We start from the raw sequence: 14399 nt of genomic DNA, 5'->3' as shown, positions 1-14399 counted from the left end.
AGTCAATATTTTTGACTATCTAACTCCCAGTAATTCTTGATAAATTTCCCTATCCTCATCTTTGAAGACATTGAAAATGACATTGATTTCCGAATGTTCTGTGATAAAATTCCGAAAAGTTCTGACCGCAATCTCCGCAGCACGTTTTTGTGGAAAATGAAACTCACCCGTACTGATGCAACAAAAGGCGATACTGGTCAGTCCCTTTTCCACTGCCAATTCCAAGCTTTTTTGATAGGAGGAAGCAAGCAGTTCCTCGTCTTGAAGCCGGACCTCCGTCTGAATAATCGGCCCAACCGTATGAATGACATAGTTGGCTGGCAGATTGTAGGCTGGCGTTATTTTTGCCTGACCTGTTGCTTCCAAGTGCCCCTGAGCCTTCATGAGTTGGTAGCAAGCCAACCGCAGTTGAAGCCCAGCCTGCGAATGAATCGCATTATCAATACAACGATGATGAGGTACAAAGCACCCCAAGAGCTGACTGTTGGCCGCGTTGACAATCGCATCAACTTCTAGGCTAGTAATATCGCCCTGCCAGAGATAAATCTGTGGCTCCACCTCCTGTAAGTCGGAAAGGCCTGTCACCCTTTTCTGAGCTAATGTTTCCTGTAAATAGGCATCTTGCAGGCTCCAAAACTCCGCCGGCATGACCTTGGGCTCCCAAATGTTCATCAAGGCTCGCAAGACCCATTCCTGCTCTTCCTGAGTCTGAGGCAGGTCCAGGTCAGGTGCAAGATAAGCAATCAATTTTTCAAGTCTTTCCATGCTCTGATAACCTCCTGCATATCTTGGTTAATGGTGATAATGCCCTCACGTTCTGGGTCTTCAAGATTAAGCCGAATCAGACTAGCAGCTGGCAGAGCCTCATTCAAACGTTCAAAGGGGAATTTGATAATAGTTGGCGTGTTGAAGCCCACACCCAGTTCCAAAAAGACAATGTTCTTGTCAGCATTCCCCTGCAAAAAATCCAGATAAGCCTTTTCTTGCCTGTGCCAATTAGCATCTTCGACAAAACGGTGGTCAATTCTCAAGCGGCTCATCATGTCTGCCCCACACTTAGGACATTTGGGGATATCTTCACTTCTAACCTCCAAACCCTGACGATTGGCAAGCAGGATTTCCAAGGCAACTTGATTATTATAAACGCCATCATGACAAGGCACTGAGCATTGAAACTCACCGTAATTGCCCTGAACTTCAAAGAGTTTCTCTTTGTCAAACCCCGCCTTTTCAAACTGACTATCTACATTGGTGGTAATAACAAAATAATTCTTATCTCCCACTACTTCATACAAATCCTGATAGAGTGGCAAGCTGTCTGTCTGATAGCGATTGAGGTAGAGGTGTTGGCTCCAGTAGCCCCACTTCTTCTCCTCAGTCGCAAAGGGATAAAATCCAGCGGAATACATATCTGTCAGCCCATATGCCTTGATAAAGGGTGCAAAATGTTCCTCAAATCGTTGGCCTGAGTAGGTCAAGCCCGCAGCACTGGACAGACCAGCACCCGCTCCAATCACAATTGCATCCGCTTCTGCGATTAATTTCTTAGCTTCCTTTATTTTTCTATCTTCTATCATCTTCGTCCTCCTTCTCTAGTCTTTCCTTGCTTTTTTTAAGCTCTGCCATTATACTAACACTAACAGTATCTTTTGGAAAGTATGCACCTTAAAGTAGGGTAGTTACCTCAAGGTAAGAAATGCATATTTTCAAGTACTAACCGACTTATATTTTTTGAAAAACATTTTGGAGAAAGCTATGACCAGTAAAAAATTACCATTAGACTTGCCAGCTTGCCCTATTGAAACAACCTTATTACTGATTAGTAGCAAGTGGAACATTCTCATCCTACGCGATCTGATGGAGGACACCAAACGCTTTAGCGAATTACAACGTTCCATTGGCTCCATTAGCCAGAAGGTCCTGACCAGCAACCTGCGAGACCTTGAAGCAAAAGGCATTGTGAAACGAAAGGTTTATCCAGAAGTCCCGCCCCGTGTAGAATATTCTCTGACAGAACTGGGGCACTCCTTGAAACCCATCCTTGATTCTATGTGGGACTGGGGAGAATGGTACAAAACACAACAAAACTAGCCTAGAATCTTCTAAGCTAGTTTCTTTTTATCCTTCAACTGTTTCTGAGGCAGTTTCGCTTGCTACTTCTGAAACGGTTTCTGATACAGGTTCGATGATGACATCATCAATTGTAAGCTCAATATCTTCAGACACAACTACAGCATCCTCAATATCTTCTTCTGTCAAATCCACTGTCGGAGCTTTAGCAGTTTTTGCCTTGATAGCTTCCAAAATGTCAACCGTTGACAAGTTTTGTTCCGCAATTTTTTCCTTGATTTGCTCAAATGTTTCCAAGGATTTTTCCTTACCAGACTTGACCAAATCTTCTACTGTCAATTCACCAGTTTCAAGTTGAGTTTTTACTTCGGTAAATCGTTCAGTCGCTTGTTTGCCTAAATCTTGTGCCTTAGTGACAAAATCAGCATTGATTTCTTCATGGTTTTCTTTATAGTCATTAGCAAAGTTTACAACTTTTTCTTTGACTGTTTTACCAGTTTTACTTGCTAGAAAGGCAGCTGCAGCAGCTCCTCCTGCTGCCCCTAACAAAAGGCTAGTCCACACGCTACTAGATTTTTTTACCATTTTTTTCTCCTTTCTTACCTAAGAGAGATGAGAGAGTTGACAGAGCTGAAAGAGCTCCGCCGGCTTTTACAGTACTTGCTCCAGCAGACTTAGCTTTGACTGTCAAATCACGCGCTGAAGCATTCAAATCAGATACAGAAGTTGACAAGTCCGCAACCGCAACGAAGAGGGGATCCAAGGTCGAAACCTTACCATTGACATCTTCCACCAGAACATTGGTTTTAGCCAAAAGCTCATTGGTCTGATAGAGAGTCACATTGACATCGCTGGTCAAGACCTTAAGCGTTTGCTGGGCTTCATCCGTTACCGTACCCAATTTTTTCAACAACAAAACAATATATACTGCCACCGCCGCGATGGACAAGGCAATAATCAAGACTGAAATTTCAATAATCATATCTTCTCCTTTAGGGTTGATAGAATGGAATAGAAGACTTTCTTCTCCGCAACACAACCATGATAATACCAACGAGGATTAACACCCCAGATAGCCATTGGGAAACACGTATTCCCAAGAACATGAGGCTATCTGTCCGCAAGCCTTCTATCAAGAGACGACCACAACCATACCAGACTAGGTAGAAAGCCGTTATTTCTCCCTGTTTAAGGAATTTTGGCCGTCTACGTAACACACAAACCAAGCCAAAGCCTAGCAAATTCCAGAGAGACTCAAACAAGAAGGTTGGTTGACGGTAGGCACCATCAATATACATCTGGTCTCGGATAAAGGCTGGCAGGTAGTTCAAACTTTCTACTGCTTTACCATAGGCCTCTTGGTTAAAGAAATTTCCCCAACGACCAATTGCCTGAGCAATCATAACCGATGGCGCTACAATATCCAAAAAATCCAGGGTATTAATAAAGCGATACTGGGTAAAGAAATAAAGGACGATTGCACCTGTAATCAAACCACCATAGATGGCAATACCACCGTTCCAGATAGCGAAGATAGATAAAATGTTATCCTTATATTCACTCCATGAAAAGGCGACATAGTAGATTCTGGCTCCAATAATGGAAAGTGGAAAGGCCAACAAGATAAAATCCAAAATATCATCCTGCAGAATCTTCTTGCGTGGTGCTTCCTTAGTCGCCAAGTAAACACCCAAAACCAAGCCAATCAAGATACAGATGGCATACCAGCGGATTTCTAAAGGACCTAATCTAATCGCAATTGGATCCATATTAGACCTCTTCTCTGTTCTGCTCGATGAGATTACCTAGACGCTCTTCAAAGATTTTCGTTGCATCATAGCCCATTTGCTTGGCACGGTAGTTCATAGCTGCAGCCTCAATAACCACAGAGATGTTGCGACCAGTCTTAACAGGAATACGGATTTGAGGTATTGAAATACCTGCAATTTCAATGGTATCACCAGAATTCCCCAGACGGTCAAAGACCTTACCCGTTTCATAATTTTCAAGATAAACAGCTAATTGCACTTCTGATGAATCTTTCACGGCACTAGCACCGTATAGACTCATGATGTCGATAATGCCGACTCCTCGAATCTCTAATAAGTGGCGCAGAATTTCCGCAGGTTCACCCCAGAGAGTAACATCGTCTTTTGCATAGACATCAACACGGTCATCAGCCACCAATCGGTGTCCTCGTTTAACCAACTCAAGACCAGTCTCACTCTTACCGATACCAGAATCACCCTGGATAAGCACTCCCATACCGTAAATGTCCATCAAGACACCGTGTACACTCGTCCGCTGAGCCAGGCGACTATCCAAGTAAGAAGACAATTCTCCCGATAGACGACTGGTTGCTGTCTTGCTTCGGCAGATAGCAATTTGTTTTTCTTTTGCAGCCTTGTACATCTCCTCAGGGATTTCCAAGCCACGTGCCACTATGACAACAGGGGTTTCTGGCTGGAACATCTGAGAAAGAACCTGATAGCGGTTATGGGCAGTCATGGCCATCAAATAAGACCACTCCTTCATCCCCATCAACTGGATGCGCTCTGGAGCATAGTAATCAAAATAGCCAGTCATTTCCAATCCTGGTCGGGTAATATCTGCCGTCGTAATTTGCTTTTGCAGGAGCTCTTCCGTACTGTAAGCACATTCAATCCGCAGATTATCGACCAAATCTTTCACATAAACGGTCATTTCTTCCCTCACTTTCAGTTTTATTATATTATACCATAAGCAAGGGGTTGTGGGAAAAACAAGGGGCTGATTTGGTAAAAAGAATGTGTTTCTCTCTTTTTCTCACAAAATTAGCAAAACTTCCACAGATTAAATGCACTTCTCTTCCTTCGCTACATATTTTTAACAAATCTGTTATACTTTATATAGCTCAATACTTACTACTAAGGAGAAAATCATGGAACCCTTGTTTCTCACACCTGTTATGCACGAAAAAATTTGGGGGGGCAATCGCCTAAGGACCAACTACCACTACGACATTCCTAGTGAAAAGACTGGGGAATGTTGGGCAATCTCTGCCCACCCAAACGGCGTAACAACTGTCTCAAACGGTCAATATAAAGGAAGAGGACTGGATGACCTCTATAAGAATGAAAAACATTTATTTGGTAATCCAACAGATGATGTCTTTCCATTATTAACAAAAATCCTTGATGCAGACGATTGGCTTAGCGTCCAAGTTCATCCCGATGATAGCTATGGCTTGGCTCACGAAGGGGAACTGGGTAAGACAGAATGTTGGTACATTTTAGAAGCCGAAGACGGAGCTGAGATCATTTATGGTCACAATGCCCAATCCAAAGAAGAACTCCGTCAGCAAATCGAAGCCGGAGATTGGGACAAGCTGTTGACCCATGTACCTGTCAAAAAGGGTGATTTCTTCTTTGTACCAAGCGGCACCATGCACGCCATCGGTAAGGGAATCCTGATTTTAGAAACCCAACAATCTAGTGATACAACCTACCGTGTCTACGACTTTGACCGCCGTGACGATGCAGGCAACCTCCGTGAACTACACATTGAAAAATCTATAGATGTCTTGACCATCGGACCTGTTGCTAACTCAACACCTGTCCACCTCAAAGCAGGCAATCTTGACTCGACACTTCTGGTTGCCAATCCCTTCTTTACCGTATATAAATGGAATATCCAACAAGAAATCAAAATGGAACAGACAGTTCCTTACCTGCTTGTCAGTGTCATTGAAGGGGAAGGTGCCATCCAAGTCGGTGAAACCAGCTACCCACTTCAAAAAGGAAGCCACTTTATCTTACCTGCCGATGTAACTAACTGGACCTTTACAGGCCAAATGGATTTAATCGCCAGTCATACTAACTAAGCATAAAAAAACTTGAGCCTTTAAACTCAAGTTTTTTTCAATCTATCCAAACCAAGACTTATTTATCTTTTCCGCATCTTTTATCTTACGAGGGCCTGTTCCATAGCGTTCCGCGTCCTGATCTTCTTTATAGGGTAAAAAGTAGGCTGCTGCTACGTAAAGAGCAACCAACAAGAGAAAAGATTTTCCCAAAAGAAGGCCTGCAATAAATATTGCGCGTGTCACCCAGGCTTCCCAGCCCAGTTTATGAGCTAGCCCTGCAAGGACACCCGACAAAATCTTGCCCTGTCTTACTTTATACAAATCAATCGACATCTTTTATTCCTTTCACATAGAAGGCACCTTGTCCAGTCTGTGCCTTGATAAAGAGTACATCATTGCCCGATTTTTCAAATTGGTAGGGACTGGCTTTCTTTTTTCGGTTGACCAAAACCTGACCAGATGGCGACTCTATCTGCCCACGAATCCCTTGTCCCTTACTCGTTTGTAAGGTCAATGGTGCCTGGGCCAACTCTACATTCAAATGTTGTGGATAACCACCGCAAGTCGTCAAGCGAATATCCTGTTGTTTTTTATCCCTTGAACTGCGAATAGAAATATCCTCAAACGGTAAGTAATCCAAGCGAGCATCTGCCTGACCAAGTTCCAAATCCAAGACAGACATCCAAACCTCTGGTAAACTAATTGAAACACGGCAAGGCAAGCTACTACTGAAATACAGCCCACATTTTTCAACATATATACTAGGAAGTTTATCTTCCGGCGCATCCTGATTATAACTAATTTCTACTCTGATTTGATCTGTTTTTGACTTAGTCAACGACAGTCTACCCTCAGTTAATTTTAGATAGAGTGATTCAATCCCTTCAAAAGTATAGGCTTGTTTCAACTTTGAAGAAGCAAAGACCTTGAAATTTGGCAAGGTAAAATTCATTTTGGCTTTTTCTTCCACGAAAAGAAAGTCAGGCTCCTGATTCATTTCCTTGAAACAGGCACGCGCCTCTTCCTTGGTCAAGACACCTTTTTCATATAACTCAATTAAGCGTTCTTCTCTCTTTTGCGTCATAGACTCACCTCAATTCCATTCTAGTATATCATAAATCCCTACAAAAAAATCAGCCCGAAGGCTGATTATCTATTCTTTCAAGCCCTCTTTAAAGGGCTTTTATGTTTATTTTGAGAAAGATATAAAATCAATATATCCCTTTTCTCCGATTTTTACAACGGCATTGTAGGACTTTCTATCTTTCGTTTTGATTCCTTTTACCAGGGTTTCTTTTCCCTCTAGTAATTCTTTTACATTTGTTTTGGTGAGTTTTTTCTTTCTAAAATGTTCAGCTAAAGTGAAGGTACATTCAGGATAATTTGAACAACCATAAAACGATTTTTTTAATACAATATTGTTGCCACACTTAGGACATTTTCCTACAAGGGGTCCCGAGCGCTTAGTGGGAATTTGTACCCCTTATCGATACAAATTCCCCGTAGGCGCTAGGGACCTCTTTAGCTCCTTGGAAGCTGTCAGTAGTATACCTAATAATTTATCTACATTCCCTTTAGTAACGTGTAACTTTCCAAATTTACAAAAGCGACTCATAGAATTATTTCCTCCCGTTAAATAATAGATAACTATTAAAAATAGACAATACTTGCTCATAAGTAACGGTACTTAAATTGTTTACTTTGGCGTGTTTCATTGCTTGATGAAACTGATTTTTAGTAAACAGTTGACGATATTCTCGATTGACCCATTTTGAAACAAAGTACGTATATAGCTTCCAATATTTATCTGGAACATCTGTGGTATGGCGGGTAAGTTTTATTAAGACACTGTTTACTTTTGGTTTAGGATGAAAGCATTCCGCTGGCAGCTTAAGCAATTGCTGAATCGAGACTTGAGTGTGCAAGAGCAACCCTAGTGTTCGGTGAATATCCAAGGTACGCTTGTAGAATCCTTCTTCAACAATCAGATAGATGTCAGACGCATGGCTTTCAAAAACCACTTTTTTAATAATTTGTGTGCTTAAATGGTAAGGAATATTCCCAACAATTTTATACCTCTGTTTGTTAGGGAATTGAAACTGTAGAATATCTTGGTGAATTAAAGTGACACGACTGTTCAGTTTTAATTTTTCTGACGATAAGTTGAATAGATGACTGTCTAATTCAATAGACGTTACCTGTTTACTTATTTTAGCCAGTTTCGTCGTTAAATGCCCTTTACCTGTTCCAATTTCGTAAACGGTATCGGTTTCTTTTAAATTCAATTGTTTTATTATTTGGTTGAGTACTTTTTCACTCGTTAAAAAGTTTTGAGAATATTTTATATTTTTGTTCATGTAATCACTCCTGAAGTGATTACATCTGTAAATAAATACAGAAGTTAAACGATTTGTTTGTAATTTTAGTTATCTGTTTAAAAAGTCATAAGATTAGTCACTGGTAGGAATTAATCTAACGTATTTATTTATCTGCGTAATCACTGTTTTTAGTCTGTTTCAAAACAGTAGATGTTTTATCTACATTACGCATTTGGAATACCAACATGACGAATCCCTCCTTCTTAATTACAAATTTTTAGCATCTAATTTAACTTCAATTCCTATTATACAAAATTTTATGATATGGTGCAAGTCAGCACGAACACGAACCGTCTTATCTCCCATTATATCTTTTTTTGCACTGATTGGTGTATCATTTCGTTTTTCTTTTTGTGCGCCTAAATTTCCCACAATCACTCACTTCTTTCTATTTCTTCTTATTCTTATTTTATCATCAACAATCACAAATCACTTGTGATTTGTGATAAGTGATTTGTGATTAATATATAAAGTAAGTTTACCCCTACACATCCCACATCGGTATTTTTTTAGGTCAATGCGGCGCTTGCGCTGGTAGACTTGTCCACAGGACTGACATCTGTAAATCAAACTCGGCTTGGCAGTTTGTTCCAGTTTGGGAGCGTAGCGCAGGCCGTCCACCGCAGCCAGCAGTTCCTTGAAGTCCTTATCCCCATGCCGATAGCCCTTCTTCTCATAGTAGAGATGGTAATGGCAAAGCTCGTGGCGGACAATCTTCCGAAAGACTTCTAAACCTTGCTCCTCCAAATGCTTAGGATTAAAGTCCAAGTGGCCATCTTTAGGAAAAAAGCGACCACCCGTTGACCTCAAGCGTCTGTTCCAGACTGCGACATGCCGAAATTCCTTACCGAAGTCTTGCAGGGAAACTTCCTGCACATACTTATTCAGATCCATTTGGTTTCAAGAGGCTAAGACCGATACGGTTGCGTTTGATGTCCACTTCAACCACCCAGACAGTAACGATTTCCCCAACAGCAAGGACTTCACTAGGATGAGGCAAGGCTTGTTGGCGTCCATTCTTATCCCGTTTTCGCTTGACCATGCGTGAAATGTGGACCAAGCCATCTTCATGGACACCGATATCCACAAAGGCTCCAAAGTCCACAATATTGCGGACTGTACCTTGCAATTCCTGTCCGACTACCAGGTCCTTGACATCCAAGACATCTTGACGGAGGACTGGTGCCTCAAAGTCATCCCGCAAATCACGACCTGGTTTGAGCAAGTCTGCAATGATGTCCTTCAAGGTTTCCTGACCAACACCGATTTTTTCAGCAGTATCTGCGATAGCCACCTGCTTCAATTTTTCCTGCGCAGCTTCATCTAAGTGGTCAATAGCTAGAAGTTCTAACAGGTTTTCCACAGCCTTGTAAGACTCAGGGTGCACGCCAGTATTGTCCAAAAAGTTAGTCGCATCTGGGATGCGCAAGAAACCTGCCGCCTGCTCAAAGGCCTTGTCACCCAGACGAGGCACCCTTTTAAGCTGCTGGCGAGAGGTCAGGGCACTATTTTCCTCGCGGTACTTGACGATGTTCTCCGAAATGGTCTTGTTGAGACCAGCCACGTGAGCCAAAAGGGCAGGGCTGGCCGTATTGACATTGACCCCGACCTGGTTGACCACTGTATCGACTACAAAATCCAGACTTTCAGACAGAGATTTCTGGTTGACATCGTGCTGGTACTGGCCGACACCGATCGACTTGGGATCGATTTTGACCAGCTCAGCCAGAGGGTCTTGCAGACGGCGGGCGATGGAAATGGCAGAGCGTTTTTCGACGGGGAGGTCTGGAAACTCATGTCGTGCCAGTTCAGAAGCTGAGTAAACAGAGGCTCCGCTTTCATTGACGATGACGTAAGAAACTTCTGGGAAGTCCTTGAGCAAATCAGCAACGAAAGCTTCAGATTCACGGCTGGCCGTTCCATTTCCGATAGCAATGATTTCCACTTGGTATTGCCCAATCAAGTCTGCCAAGTCTTTCTTGGCCTGGGCAATTTGTCGCTGACCAGCCGGCTCAACTGGATAGATGACCTGGGTTGTCAAGAGTTTACCAGTCTGGTCCACCACTGCCAGCTTAGCCCCTGTCCGAAAAGCAGGGTCAAAACCAAGAACAACCTTGCCTTTGAGGGGAGATACAAGGAGCAGATTTCGTAGGTTTTTAGAGAAGAGTTGGATTGCTCCTTCTTCTGCTTCTTCCGTCAATTCTGTCCGAATCCGACGCTCCATAGCAGGCAAAATTTTCTTCTTGATGGCCTGCTGGATAACATCCTTTATGTAGCTATTGGACTGTGGAAAACGCAGTTCAAAGAAGCGAATCATTTTATCCACATTGTGTTCAAAAGAAACCTTGAGAACGCCTAATTTCTCCCCACGATTGATAGCCAAGGTCTTATAACCCTGCATTTTTGCCACTTTCTCAGAAAAATCATAATAAATCTGAAAGACTTCTTTCTCGTCTGCTTCTTGATCTTTTAGCTCTGAGGTAAGGCTTGAATTAGTCTGTACTTCATGGTAGACCCAGGCCCGAAGTTTATTGTCTTCTGAGATAGCTTCGACCAAAATATCCACAGCCCCAGCCAAACAAGCCTGAGCAGTGTCAAAGCCCTCACAGATAAAACCTTCAGCCTGTTCTTCCAAGTCAGCCACATTCTGCAAAATCAGACGAGCCAGTGGGAACAGCCCTGCCTCACGCGCCACCGTTGCCTTGGTCCGACGTTTTTCCTTATAAGGCAGGTAGAGTTCTTCCACATCTGCTAATTTTTCCGCTTCCTCGATAGCCTGACGGAGCTGGTCTGTCAATTTACCTTGTTCTTCAATCTTGGCAAGGACGGTAGCCTTACGGTCAGCAAGAGCAGTCAAGGCCTTATCCCGATCAATGATAGACTTGATGACCACCTCGTCCAAGTTCCCCGTCACATCCTTCCGATAACGAGCGATAAAGGGAATAGTGTTGCCTTCAGCTGTCAAAGCCAAAACCGTATCAATCTGTTTTAAACTAACGCCCAGTTCCTGAGCGATTTTCAAATATTTTTCTTCCATAGCTACTATTATATCATGAAAGCGGTACAAGTGACTCAATAGAAAAAGCACGTAGATAAACTACATGCTCTCAATAGCTAATTAAAATTCAGCCTGATCCGGGTCAAGTCGACCTTTCACTCCTTCTAGTTTATCCAACTTTGCAACTGCTGTCGGACTAATAGCCAAGCCATCAATTTCCAAATTCGCCTTAATATTTTCTGGGCTGGTTGATTTTGGTAATGGTAAAAAGCCTTTATCTAAAGACCAAGCCAGTGCCAATTGGGCCACGCTGCAGCCTGCTTCATTAGCTAGTTCTGCTGCTTCTTGACTTTGGAAAAGTGTTCCTGTACCAAATGGGCTATAGGCCTCCAAGAGAATGCCTTTGGCTTTGCAGTAGGCCACTAATTCTGACTGTGGAGTACCGGGTGCCAACATAATCTGGTTGACCATGGGTTTGATTTCAGCCGTTTCCAACAAGCCTTCCAGGTGATGTTCAATAAAGTTCGAAACACCGATGGCTTTGACCTTACCTGAACGGTAGAGCTCTTCCAAGGCCTTCCAGACCTGAGCATTGCGCTCCTTCCAGCCGATACCGTCACGAATAGCCTGTGGATTGGGCCAGTGAATAAGGAGCAAGTCCAAATAGTCCACCTGTAATTTCTTCATAGACTCCTCAACAGACACCAAGGTGTCCTCATAGCCAACCTTGTCATTCCAAACTTTTGTCGTTAGGAAAATATCCTCCCGTGCCACACTACTGTCCGCAATGGCCTGACCGACACTGGCTTCATTGCCATAAATCTGAGCTGTGTCAATATGACGATAACCAGCTTCCAATGCATAAGAAACCGCACCGTACGCCACTTCACCATCAGGTATCTGCCAAGTTCCAAAACCAATTTTAGGAACAGTTACACCATTTGAAAACGTATATCTTGTCATAAAAGACCTCCTATTTCTTCTATCCCCAGTATAAACTAAATTGTCAATCAATACAAAATAATGCGACCTAAAAATAAAAGACACCCGAAAGTGTCTGCTCACATTTATTGTATACTTACTTTTCAAAATTTATTTTCTTGGATAGTTTATCGATAACAACAGCTCCAACTAATAGAGAAAGCAATTCTCCACCTGCTGTTGTCAACCAAGTTAGAAAGAATGGTAAATCATATAAGACTTTTAATTCTAAAGCAATGGTAAACATAGTTGCCGCAAAAAAGAATGAGAAATAAAAGAAAGCCTTGTTAAATAATCCACCGAATAGATAGTCCTTCTTGTATTTTTCAAACAGAATAACTCCCAACGTAACGAAAATTAATGTCGAGAATCCACCCACAAAAAGGTCAATCACGCCAAAACCAATCAAGTTGGAAATCATGCAGCCAATGGTCACAGCGATAATATACTTACGATTATAAAAAGCCAAGAAATTGAGCATTTCAGACAAACGAAACTGAACAGCCCCGAAGGAAATAGCATTCAATGGCGGTGTCAGAGTCAAAGCCACATAGATGGCCGCGACAAGAGCAATTTCTGCCATATCTCTGGCAGTCCATTTATTAGATGTATTCATAAAATTCTCCTTTAGCGAAAAAGCTTAAAATATGCTTGGGTAAAGTGAGCAAGCCCCAAGGGTCATTGAATTTGTCAACAACGTTGATTAGTATAGCATATTTTTCCTAAAAATGATAGACTAGTCCTATGAAAAAACTATTTTATCAACTCATCAATAACGAAGTGATTCTCTATTTGATTGCAGGTGTGGCAGCAACTCTTGTTTATATGATTACCCGCATGGGACTCTTTCTGTTCATCCCATCCATTCTGCTAGTAACTCTTTTAGCCAATGCAGTAGCTATCCTCTTTGCCTTTTGGACAAATGATCGCTTTGTATTTAAGCAAGTAAGGGAAGGCTGGTTCAAACGCCTCATCAAATTCACTACCGCTCGAATTGTCACTCTTGTTTTGGATATGGCTTTAGCCTATATACTCGTAGCTGCCTATCCACAATTGATTGGACAATTTGTACATAACAACATCAACCTGGTCAATGCCATTGCGACACTTTTCTCGCAAGTCTTAGTTATTGTCCTAAACTACGTTTTAAGTAAATTATTTGTATTTAAAGATAAGAAATGAGGTGGGAGTTCTCCTACCTCATTCTTTATCTATCGCTGTAAATCTTGCCTTGAGCCTATTCAAGATAGAAACAATATCCCCATCTCTGGCATGAAACTCTTCTACCTGCATACTTTGAACCGTAGCATTAATCATTGCACCAACGATGAGTACCTGAGCCATAAAAATGAACCAAAGCATAAAAACAAGAAAGACGACAGCTGTTACTATTGTAAAATCCAGCAACTTATTGGCATAATTATCAACATAAATCGAAAATAACTTTCCAATAGAAGTCATCGTCAACAGAACAAACAAGGTTCCTGGAAAAACATATCGAACTTTTTTTATCCGAACATTTGGCAAAAAGAAATAAAGCATAACCAAAGCGGCAAACAGAGCCATTAAACCTACTAACTGTGTTTGACTAAGAAGTCCCTTCAGCCAGGCGTCTTCAATAGGAACCAGCTTATTAATATAAGAAAAAACTGCCTGCCCGAAAGTCAAAAGCGTAATACTTAAGAGGATAATTACCTGCAGACCAATTCCTAAAAATATGCCAATCAAGTGCCCAATAATAAAATCACGGTGTTCATTGATGCCATAAGCCTTATTAAAGGTCTTCTGCAAAATGGTCATACTACGTGACAGGGTCCAAAGAGTGGTCAGAATTGAAATCCCTAACCATGATGACGACGGCTTTGTTAATACGGAAGTGATAAAAGATGAAACCGAAGGATAGAGCTTGTCTGGCACAAATTCAGCTACAACCGATAAAATCATATCCACATCAAATGGATAATAGGGCAGTAAATTCGCGAGAGTTAGAAGAATAGGGAAAATAGAAATTAACAAATAGTAAGCTACCGCAACACTTGTTACATCGCTATCAGCAGAACGATAAAAAGAAAAGAAGGTTGAGCAGAATGTTTTCAAACCTTCAACTATTTTGGTTTTCTTCATTCTC

General features: G+C 41.9%; 19 protein-coding genes, 1 pseudogene and 1 riboswitch. Of the genes and pseudogenes, 3 read left to right on the top strand and 17 right to left on the bottom strand.

Annotation, left to right across the window (positions count from 1 at the left end; all coding sequences use genetic code 11):
* Positions 1–15: 15 nt before the first annotated feature.
* Positions 16–765: a protein-ADP-ribose hydrolase gene (locus tag P7J49_RS05095; RefSeq protein ID WP_408569760.1), complete on the bottom strand. Its 750-nt coding sequence runs from the start codon at positions 763–765 to the stop codon at positions 16–18.
* Complete coding sequence (locus P7J49_RS05090; protein ID WP_099810075.1) at positions 744–1577, bottom strand: SIR2 family NAD-dependent protein deacylase; 834 nt, start codon at positions 1575–1577, stop codon at positions 744–746. Before P7J49_RS05090 ends, P7J49_RS05095 begins: the two co-directional genes overlap by 22 nt.
* 178 nt (positions 1578–1755) lie before the next feature.
* Between P7J49_RS05090 and P7J49_RS05085 the strand changes: the two genes are divergently transcribed.
* Entirely contained in the window at positions 1756–2091 is a 336-nt protein-coding gene (locus P7J49_RS05085) for a winged helix-turn-helix transcriptional regulator (RefSeq protein ID WP_105130201.1), read from the top strand.
* 27 nt (positions 2092–2118) lie between these two features.
* Here the strand turns inward: P7J49_RS05085 and P7J49_RS05080 are convergent, their stop codons facing one another.
* From P7J49_RS05080 to hprK, 4 genes are read right to left on the bottom strand one after another with little or no spacing between them, the layout of a single operon-like run.
* A complete protein-coding gene (locus tag P7J49_RS05080) occupies positions 2119–2655 on the bottom strand; it encodes a YtxH domain-containing protein (protein WP_408569757.1) in 537 nt (178 codons plus the stop codon).
* Positions 2639–3049: a DUF948 domain-containing protein gene (locus tag P7J49_RS05075; protein ID WP_024376744.1), complete on the bottom strand. Its 411-nt coding sequence runs from the start codon at positions 3047–3049 to the stop codon at positions 2639–2641. Before P7J49_RS05075 ends, P7J49_RS05080 begins: the two co-directional genes overlap by 17 nt.
* A 13-nt stretch (positions 3050–3062) precedes the next feature.
* Positions 3063–3839 carry a prolipoprotein diacylglyceryl transferase gene (lgt, locus tag P7J49_RS05070; protein WP_408569755.1) on the bottom strand — a complete coding sequence of 259 codons (777 nt, stop codon included), beginning with the start codon at positions 3837–3839 and terminating at the stop codon, positions 3063–3065.
* A gap of 1 nt (position 3840) precedes the next feature.
* Positions 3841–4773: an HPr(Ser) kinase/phosphatase gene (hprK, locus tag P7J49_RS05065; protein WP_408569754.1), complete on the bottom strand. Its 933-nt coding sequence runs from the start codon at positions 4771–4773 to the stop codon at positions 3841–3843.
* A 217-nt stretch (positions 4774–4990) separates the two neighbouring features.
* On the opposite strand from hprK, the gene manA reads away from it, so the two are divergent.
* Positions 4991–5932, top strand: a complete 942-nt coding sequence (gene manA / locus P7J49_RS05060; RefSeq protein ID WP_408569752.1) for a mannose-6-phosphate isomerase, class I — start codon at positions 4991–4993, stop codon at positions 5930–5932.
* A 42-nt stretch (positions 5933–5974) separates the two neighbouring features.
* Here the strand turns inward: manA and P7J49_RS05055 are convergent, their stop codons facing one another.
* From P7J49_RS05055 to P7J49_RS05010, 10 genes and pseudogenes are all read right to left on the bottom strand, one after another.
* The gene (locus tag P7J49_RS05055) at positions 5975–6247 is read right to left on the bottom strand and encodes a PspC domain-containing protein (protein WP_029185971.1); all 273 of its coding nucleotides are present in this window, start codon (positions 6245–6247) and stop codon (positions 5975–5977) included.
* On the bottom strand, positions 6237–6998 hold the full coding sequence (locus P7J49_RS05050; RefSeq protein WP_024377559.1) for a hypothetical protein: 762 nt from the start codon (positions 6996–6998) through the stop codon (positions 6237–6239). Before P7J49_RS05050 ends, P7J49_RS05055 begins: the two co-directional genes overlap by 11 nt.
* 105 nt (positions 6999–7103) lie before the next feature.
* Positions 7104–7364 (bottom strand): annotated as a pseudogene (locus P7J49_RS05045) (topoisomerase DNA-binding C4 zinc finger domain-containing protein); the annotation flags it as partial.
* A gap of 169 nt (positions 7365–7533) precedes the next feature.
* Positions 7534–8271, bottom strand: a complete 738-nt coding sequence (erm(B), locus tag P7J49_RS05040; RefSeq protein WP_050047025.1) for a 23S rRNA (adenine(2058)-N(6))-methyltransferase Erm(B) — start codon at positions 8269–8271, stop codon at positions 7534–7536.
* A gap of 124 nt (positions 8272–8395) precedes the next feature.
* Positions 8396–8479 carry a 23S rRNA methyltransferase attenuation leader peptide gene (locus tag P7J49_RS05035; RefSeq protein WP_001814874.1) on the bottom strand — a complete coding sequence of 28 codons (84 nt, stop codon included), beginning with the start codon at positions 8477–8479 and terminating at the stop codon, positions 8396–8398.
* A 20-nt stretch (positions 8480–8499) separates the two neighbouring features.
* Positions 8500–8664, bottom strand: a complete 165-nt coding sequence (locus tag P7J49_RS05030; RefSeq protein ID WP_002935077.1) for a peptide-binding protein — start codon at positions 8662–8664, stop codon at positions 8500–8502.
* A 57-nt stretch (positions 8665–8721) separates the two neighbouring features.
* Positions 8722–9186 (bottom strand): SprT family protein, encoded by a 465-nt coding sequence (locus tag P7J49_RS05025; RefSeq protein ID WP_014638416.1) that lies wholly within the window; start codon positions 9184–9186, stop codon positions 8722–8724.
* Positions 9173–11329: a Tex family protein gene (locus tag P7J49_RS05020; protein WP_408569750.1), complete on the bottom strand. Its 2157-nt coding sequence runs from the start codon at positions 11327–11329 to the stop codon at positions 9173–9175. The genes P7J49_RS05025 and P7J49_RS05020 overlap by 14 nt, the downstream gene beginning before the upstream one ends.
* 81 nt (positions 11330–11410) lie before the next feature.
* Positions 11411–12253, bottom strand: a complete 843-nt coding sequence (locus P7J49_RS05015) for an aldo/keto reductase (protein WP_408569748.1) — start codon at positions 12251–12253, stop codon at positions 11411–11413.
* 115 nt (positions 12254–12368) lie between these two features.
* Entirely contained in the window at positions 12369–12887 is a 519-nt protein-coding gene (locus P7J49_RS05010; protein ID WP_408569746.1) for a QueT transporter family protein, read from the bottom strand.
* Positions 12885–12987: riboswitch (PreQ1 riboswitch) on the bottom strand. (Overlaps the previous gene by 3 nt.)
* A gap of 28 nt (positions 12988–13015) precedes the next feature.
* Here P7J49_RS05010 and P7J49_RS05005 point away from each other — a divergent pair.
* Positions 13016–13453 carry a GtrA family protein gene (locus P7J49_RS05005; RefSeq protein ID WP_408569744.1) on the top strand — a complete coding sequence of 146 codons (438 nt, stop codon included), beginning with the start codon at positions 13016–13018 and terminating at the stop codon, positions 13451–13453.
* Between the two features lie 18 nt (positions 13454–13471).
* On the opposite strand, the gene P7J49_RS05000 is transcribed toward P7J49_RS05005, so the two are convergent.
* Positions 13472–14395: a YihY/virulence factor BrkB family protein gene (locus P7J49_RS05000; RefSeq protein WP_408556082.1), complete on the bottom strand. Its 924-nt coding sequence runs from the start codon at positions 14393–14395 to the stop codon at positions 13472–13474.
* Positions 14396–14399: the final 4 nt, after the last annotated feature.

Source organism: Streptococcus suis, from assembly GCF_046032515.1.
Lineage (GTDB): Bacteria > Bacillota > Bacilli > Lactobacillales > Streptococcaceae > Streptococcus > Streptococcus suis_AL.
Note: the sequence above shows the minus strand (reverse complement) of the source record. Positions and strands in the feature narration are given on the sequence as shown.

Coding starts and splice junctions, on each gene's coding strand:
- P7J49_RS05010 (WP_408569746.1), bottom strand. CDS start 12,887: ATGAATACATCTAATAAATGGACTGCCAGAGATATGGCAGAAATTGCT.
- P7J49_RS05005 (WP_408569744.1), top strand. CDS start 13,016: ATGAAAAAACTATTTTATCAACTCATCAATAACGAAGTGATTCTCTAT.
- P7J49_RS05095 (WP_408569760.1), bottom strand. CDS start 765: ATGGAAAGACTTGAAAAATTGATTGCTTATCTTGCACCTGACCTGGAC.
- P7J49_RS05085 (WP_105130201.1), top strand. CDS start 1,756: ATGACCAGTAAAAAATTACCATTAGACTTGCCAGCTTGCCCTATTGAA.
- P7J49_RS05025 (WP_014638416.1), bottom strand. CDS start 9,186: ATGGATCTGAATAAGTATGTGCAGGAAGTTTCCCTGCAAGACTTCGGT.
- lgt (WP_408569755.1), bottom strand. CDS start 3,839: ATGGATCCAATTGCGATTAGATTAGGTCCTTTAGAAATCCGCTGGTAT.
- P7J49_RS05015 (WP_408569748.1), bottom strand. CDS start 12,253: ATGACAAGATATACGTTTTCAAATGGTGTAACTGTTCCTAAAATTGGT.
- P7J49_RS05000 (WP_408556082.1), bottom strand. CDS start 14,395: ATGAAGAAAACCAAAATAGTTGAAGGTTTGAAAACATTCTGCTCAACC.
- P7J49_RS05020 (WP_408569750.1), bottom strand. CDS start 11,329: ATGGAAGAAAAATATTTGAAAATCGCTCAGGAACTGGGCGTTAGTTTA.
- P7J49_RS05080 (WP_408569757.1), bottom strand. CDS start 2,655: ATGGTAAAAAAATCTAGTAGCGTGTGGACTAGCCTTTTGTTAGGGGCA.
- P7J49_RS05050 (WP_024377559.1), bottom strand. CDS start 6,998: ATGACGCAAAAGAGAGAAGAACGCTTAATTGAGTTATATGAAAAAGGT.
- P7J49_RS05035 (WP_001814874.1), bottom strand. CDS start 8,479: ATGTTGGTATTCCAAATGCGTAATGTAGATAAAACATCTACTGTTTTG.
- P7J49_RS05055 (WP_029185971.1), bottom strand. CDS start 6,247: ATGTCGATTGATTTGTATAAAGTAAGACAGGGCAAGATTTTGTCGGGT.
- P7J49_RS05090 (WP_099810075.1), bottom strand. CDS start 1,577: ATGATAGAAGATAGAAAAATAAAGGAAGCTAAGAAATTAATCGCAGAA.
- hprK (WP_408569754.1), bottom strand. CDS start 4,773: ATGACCGTTTATGTGAAAGATTTGGTCGATAATCTGCGGATTGAATGT.
- manA (WP_408569752.1), top strand. CDS start 4,991: ATGGAACCCTTGTTTCTCACACCTGTTATGCACGAAAAAATTTGGGGG.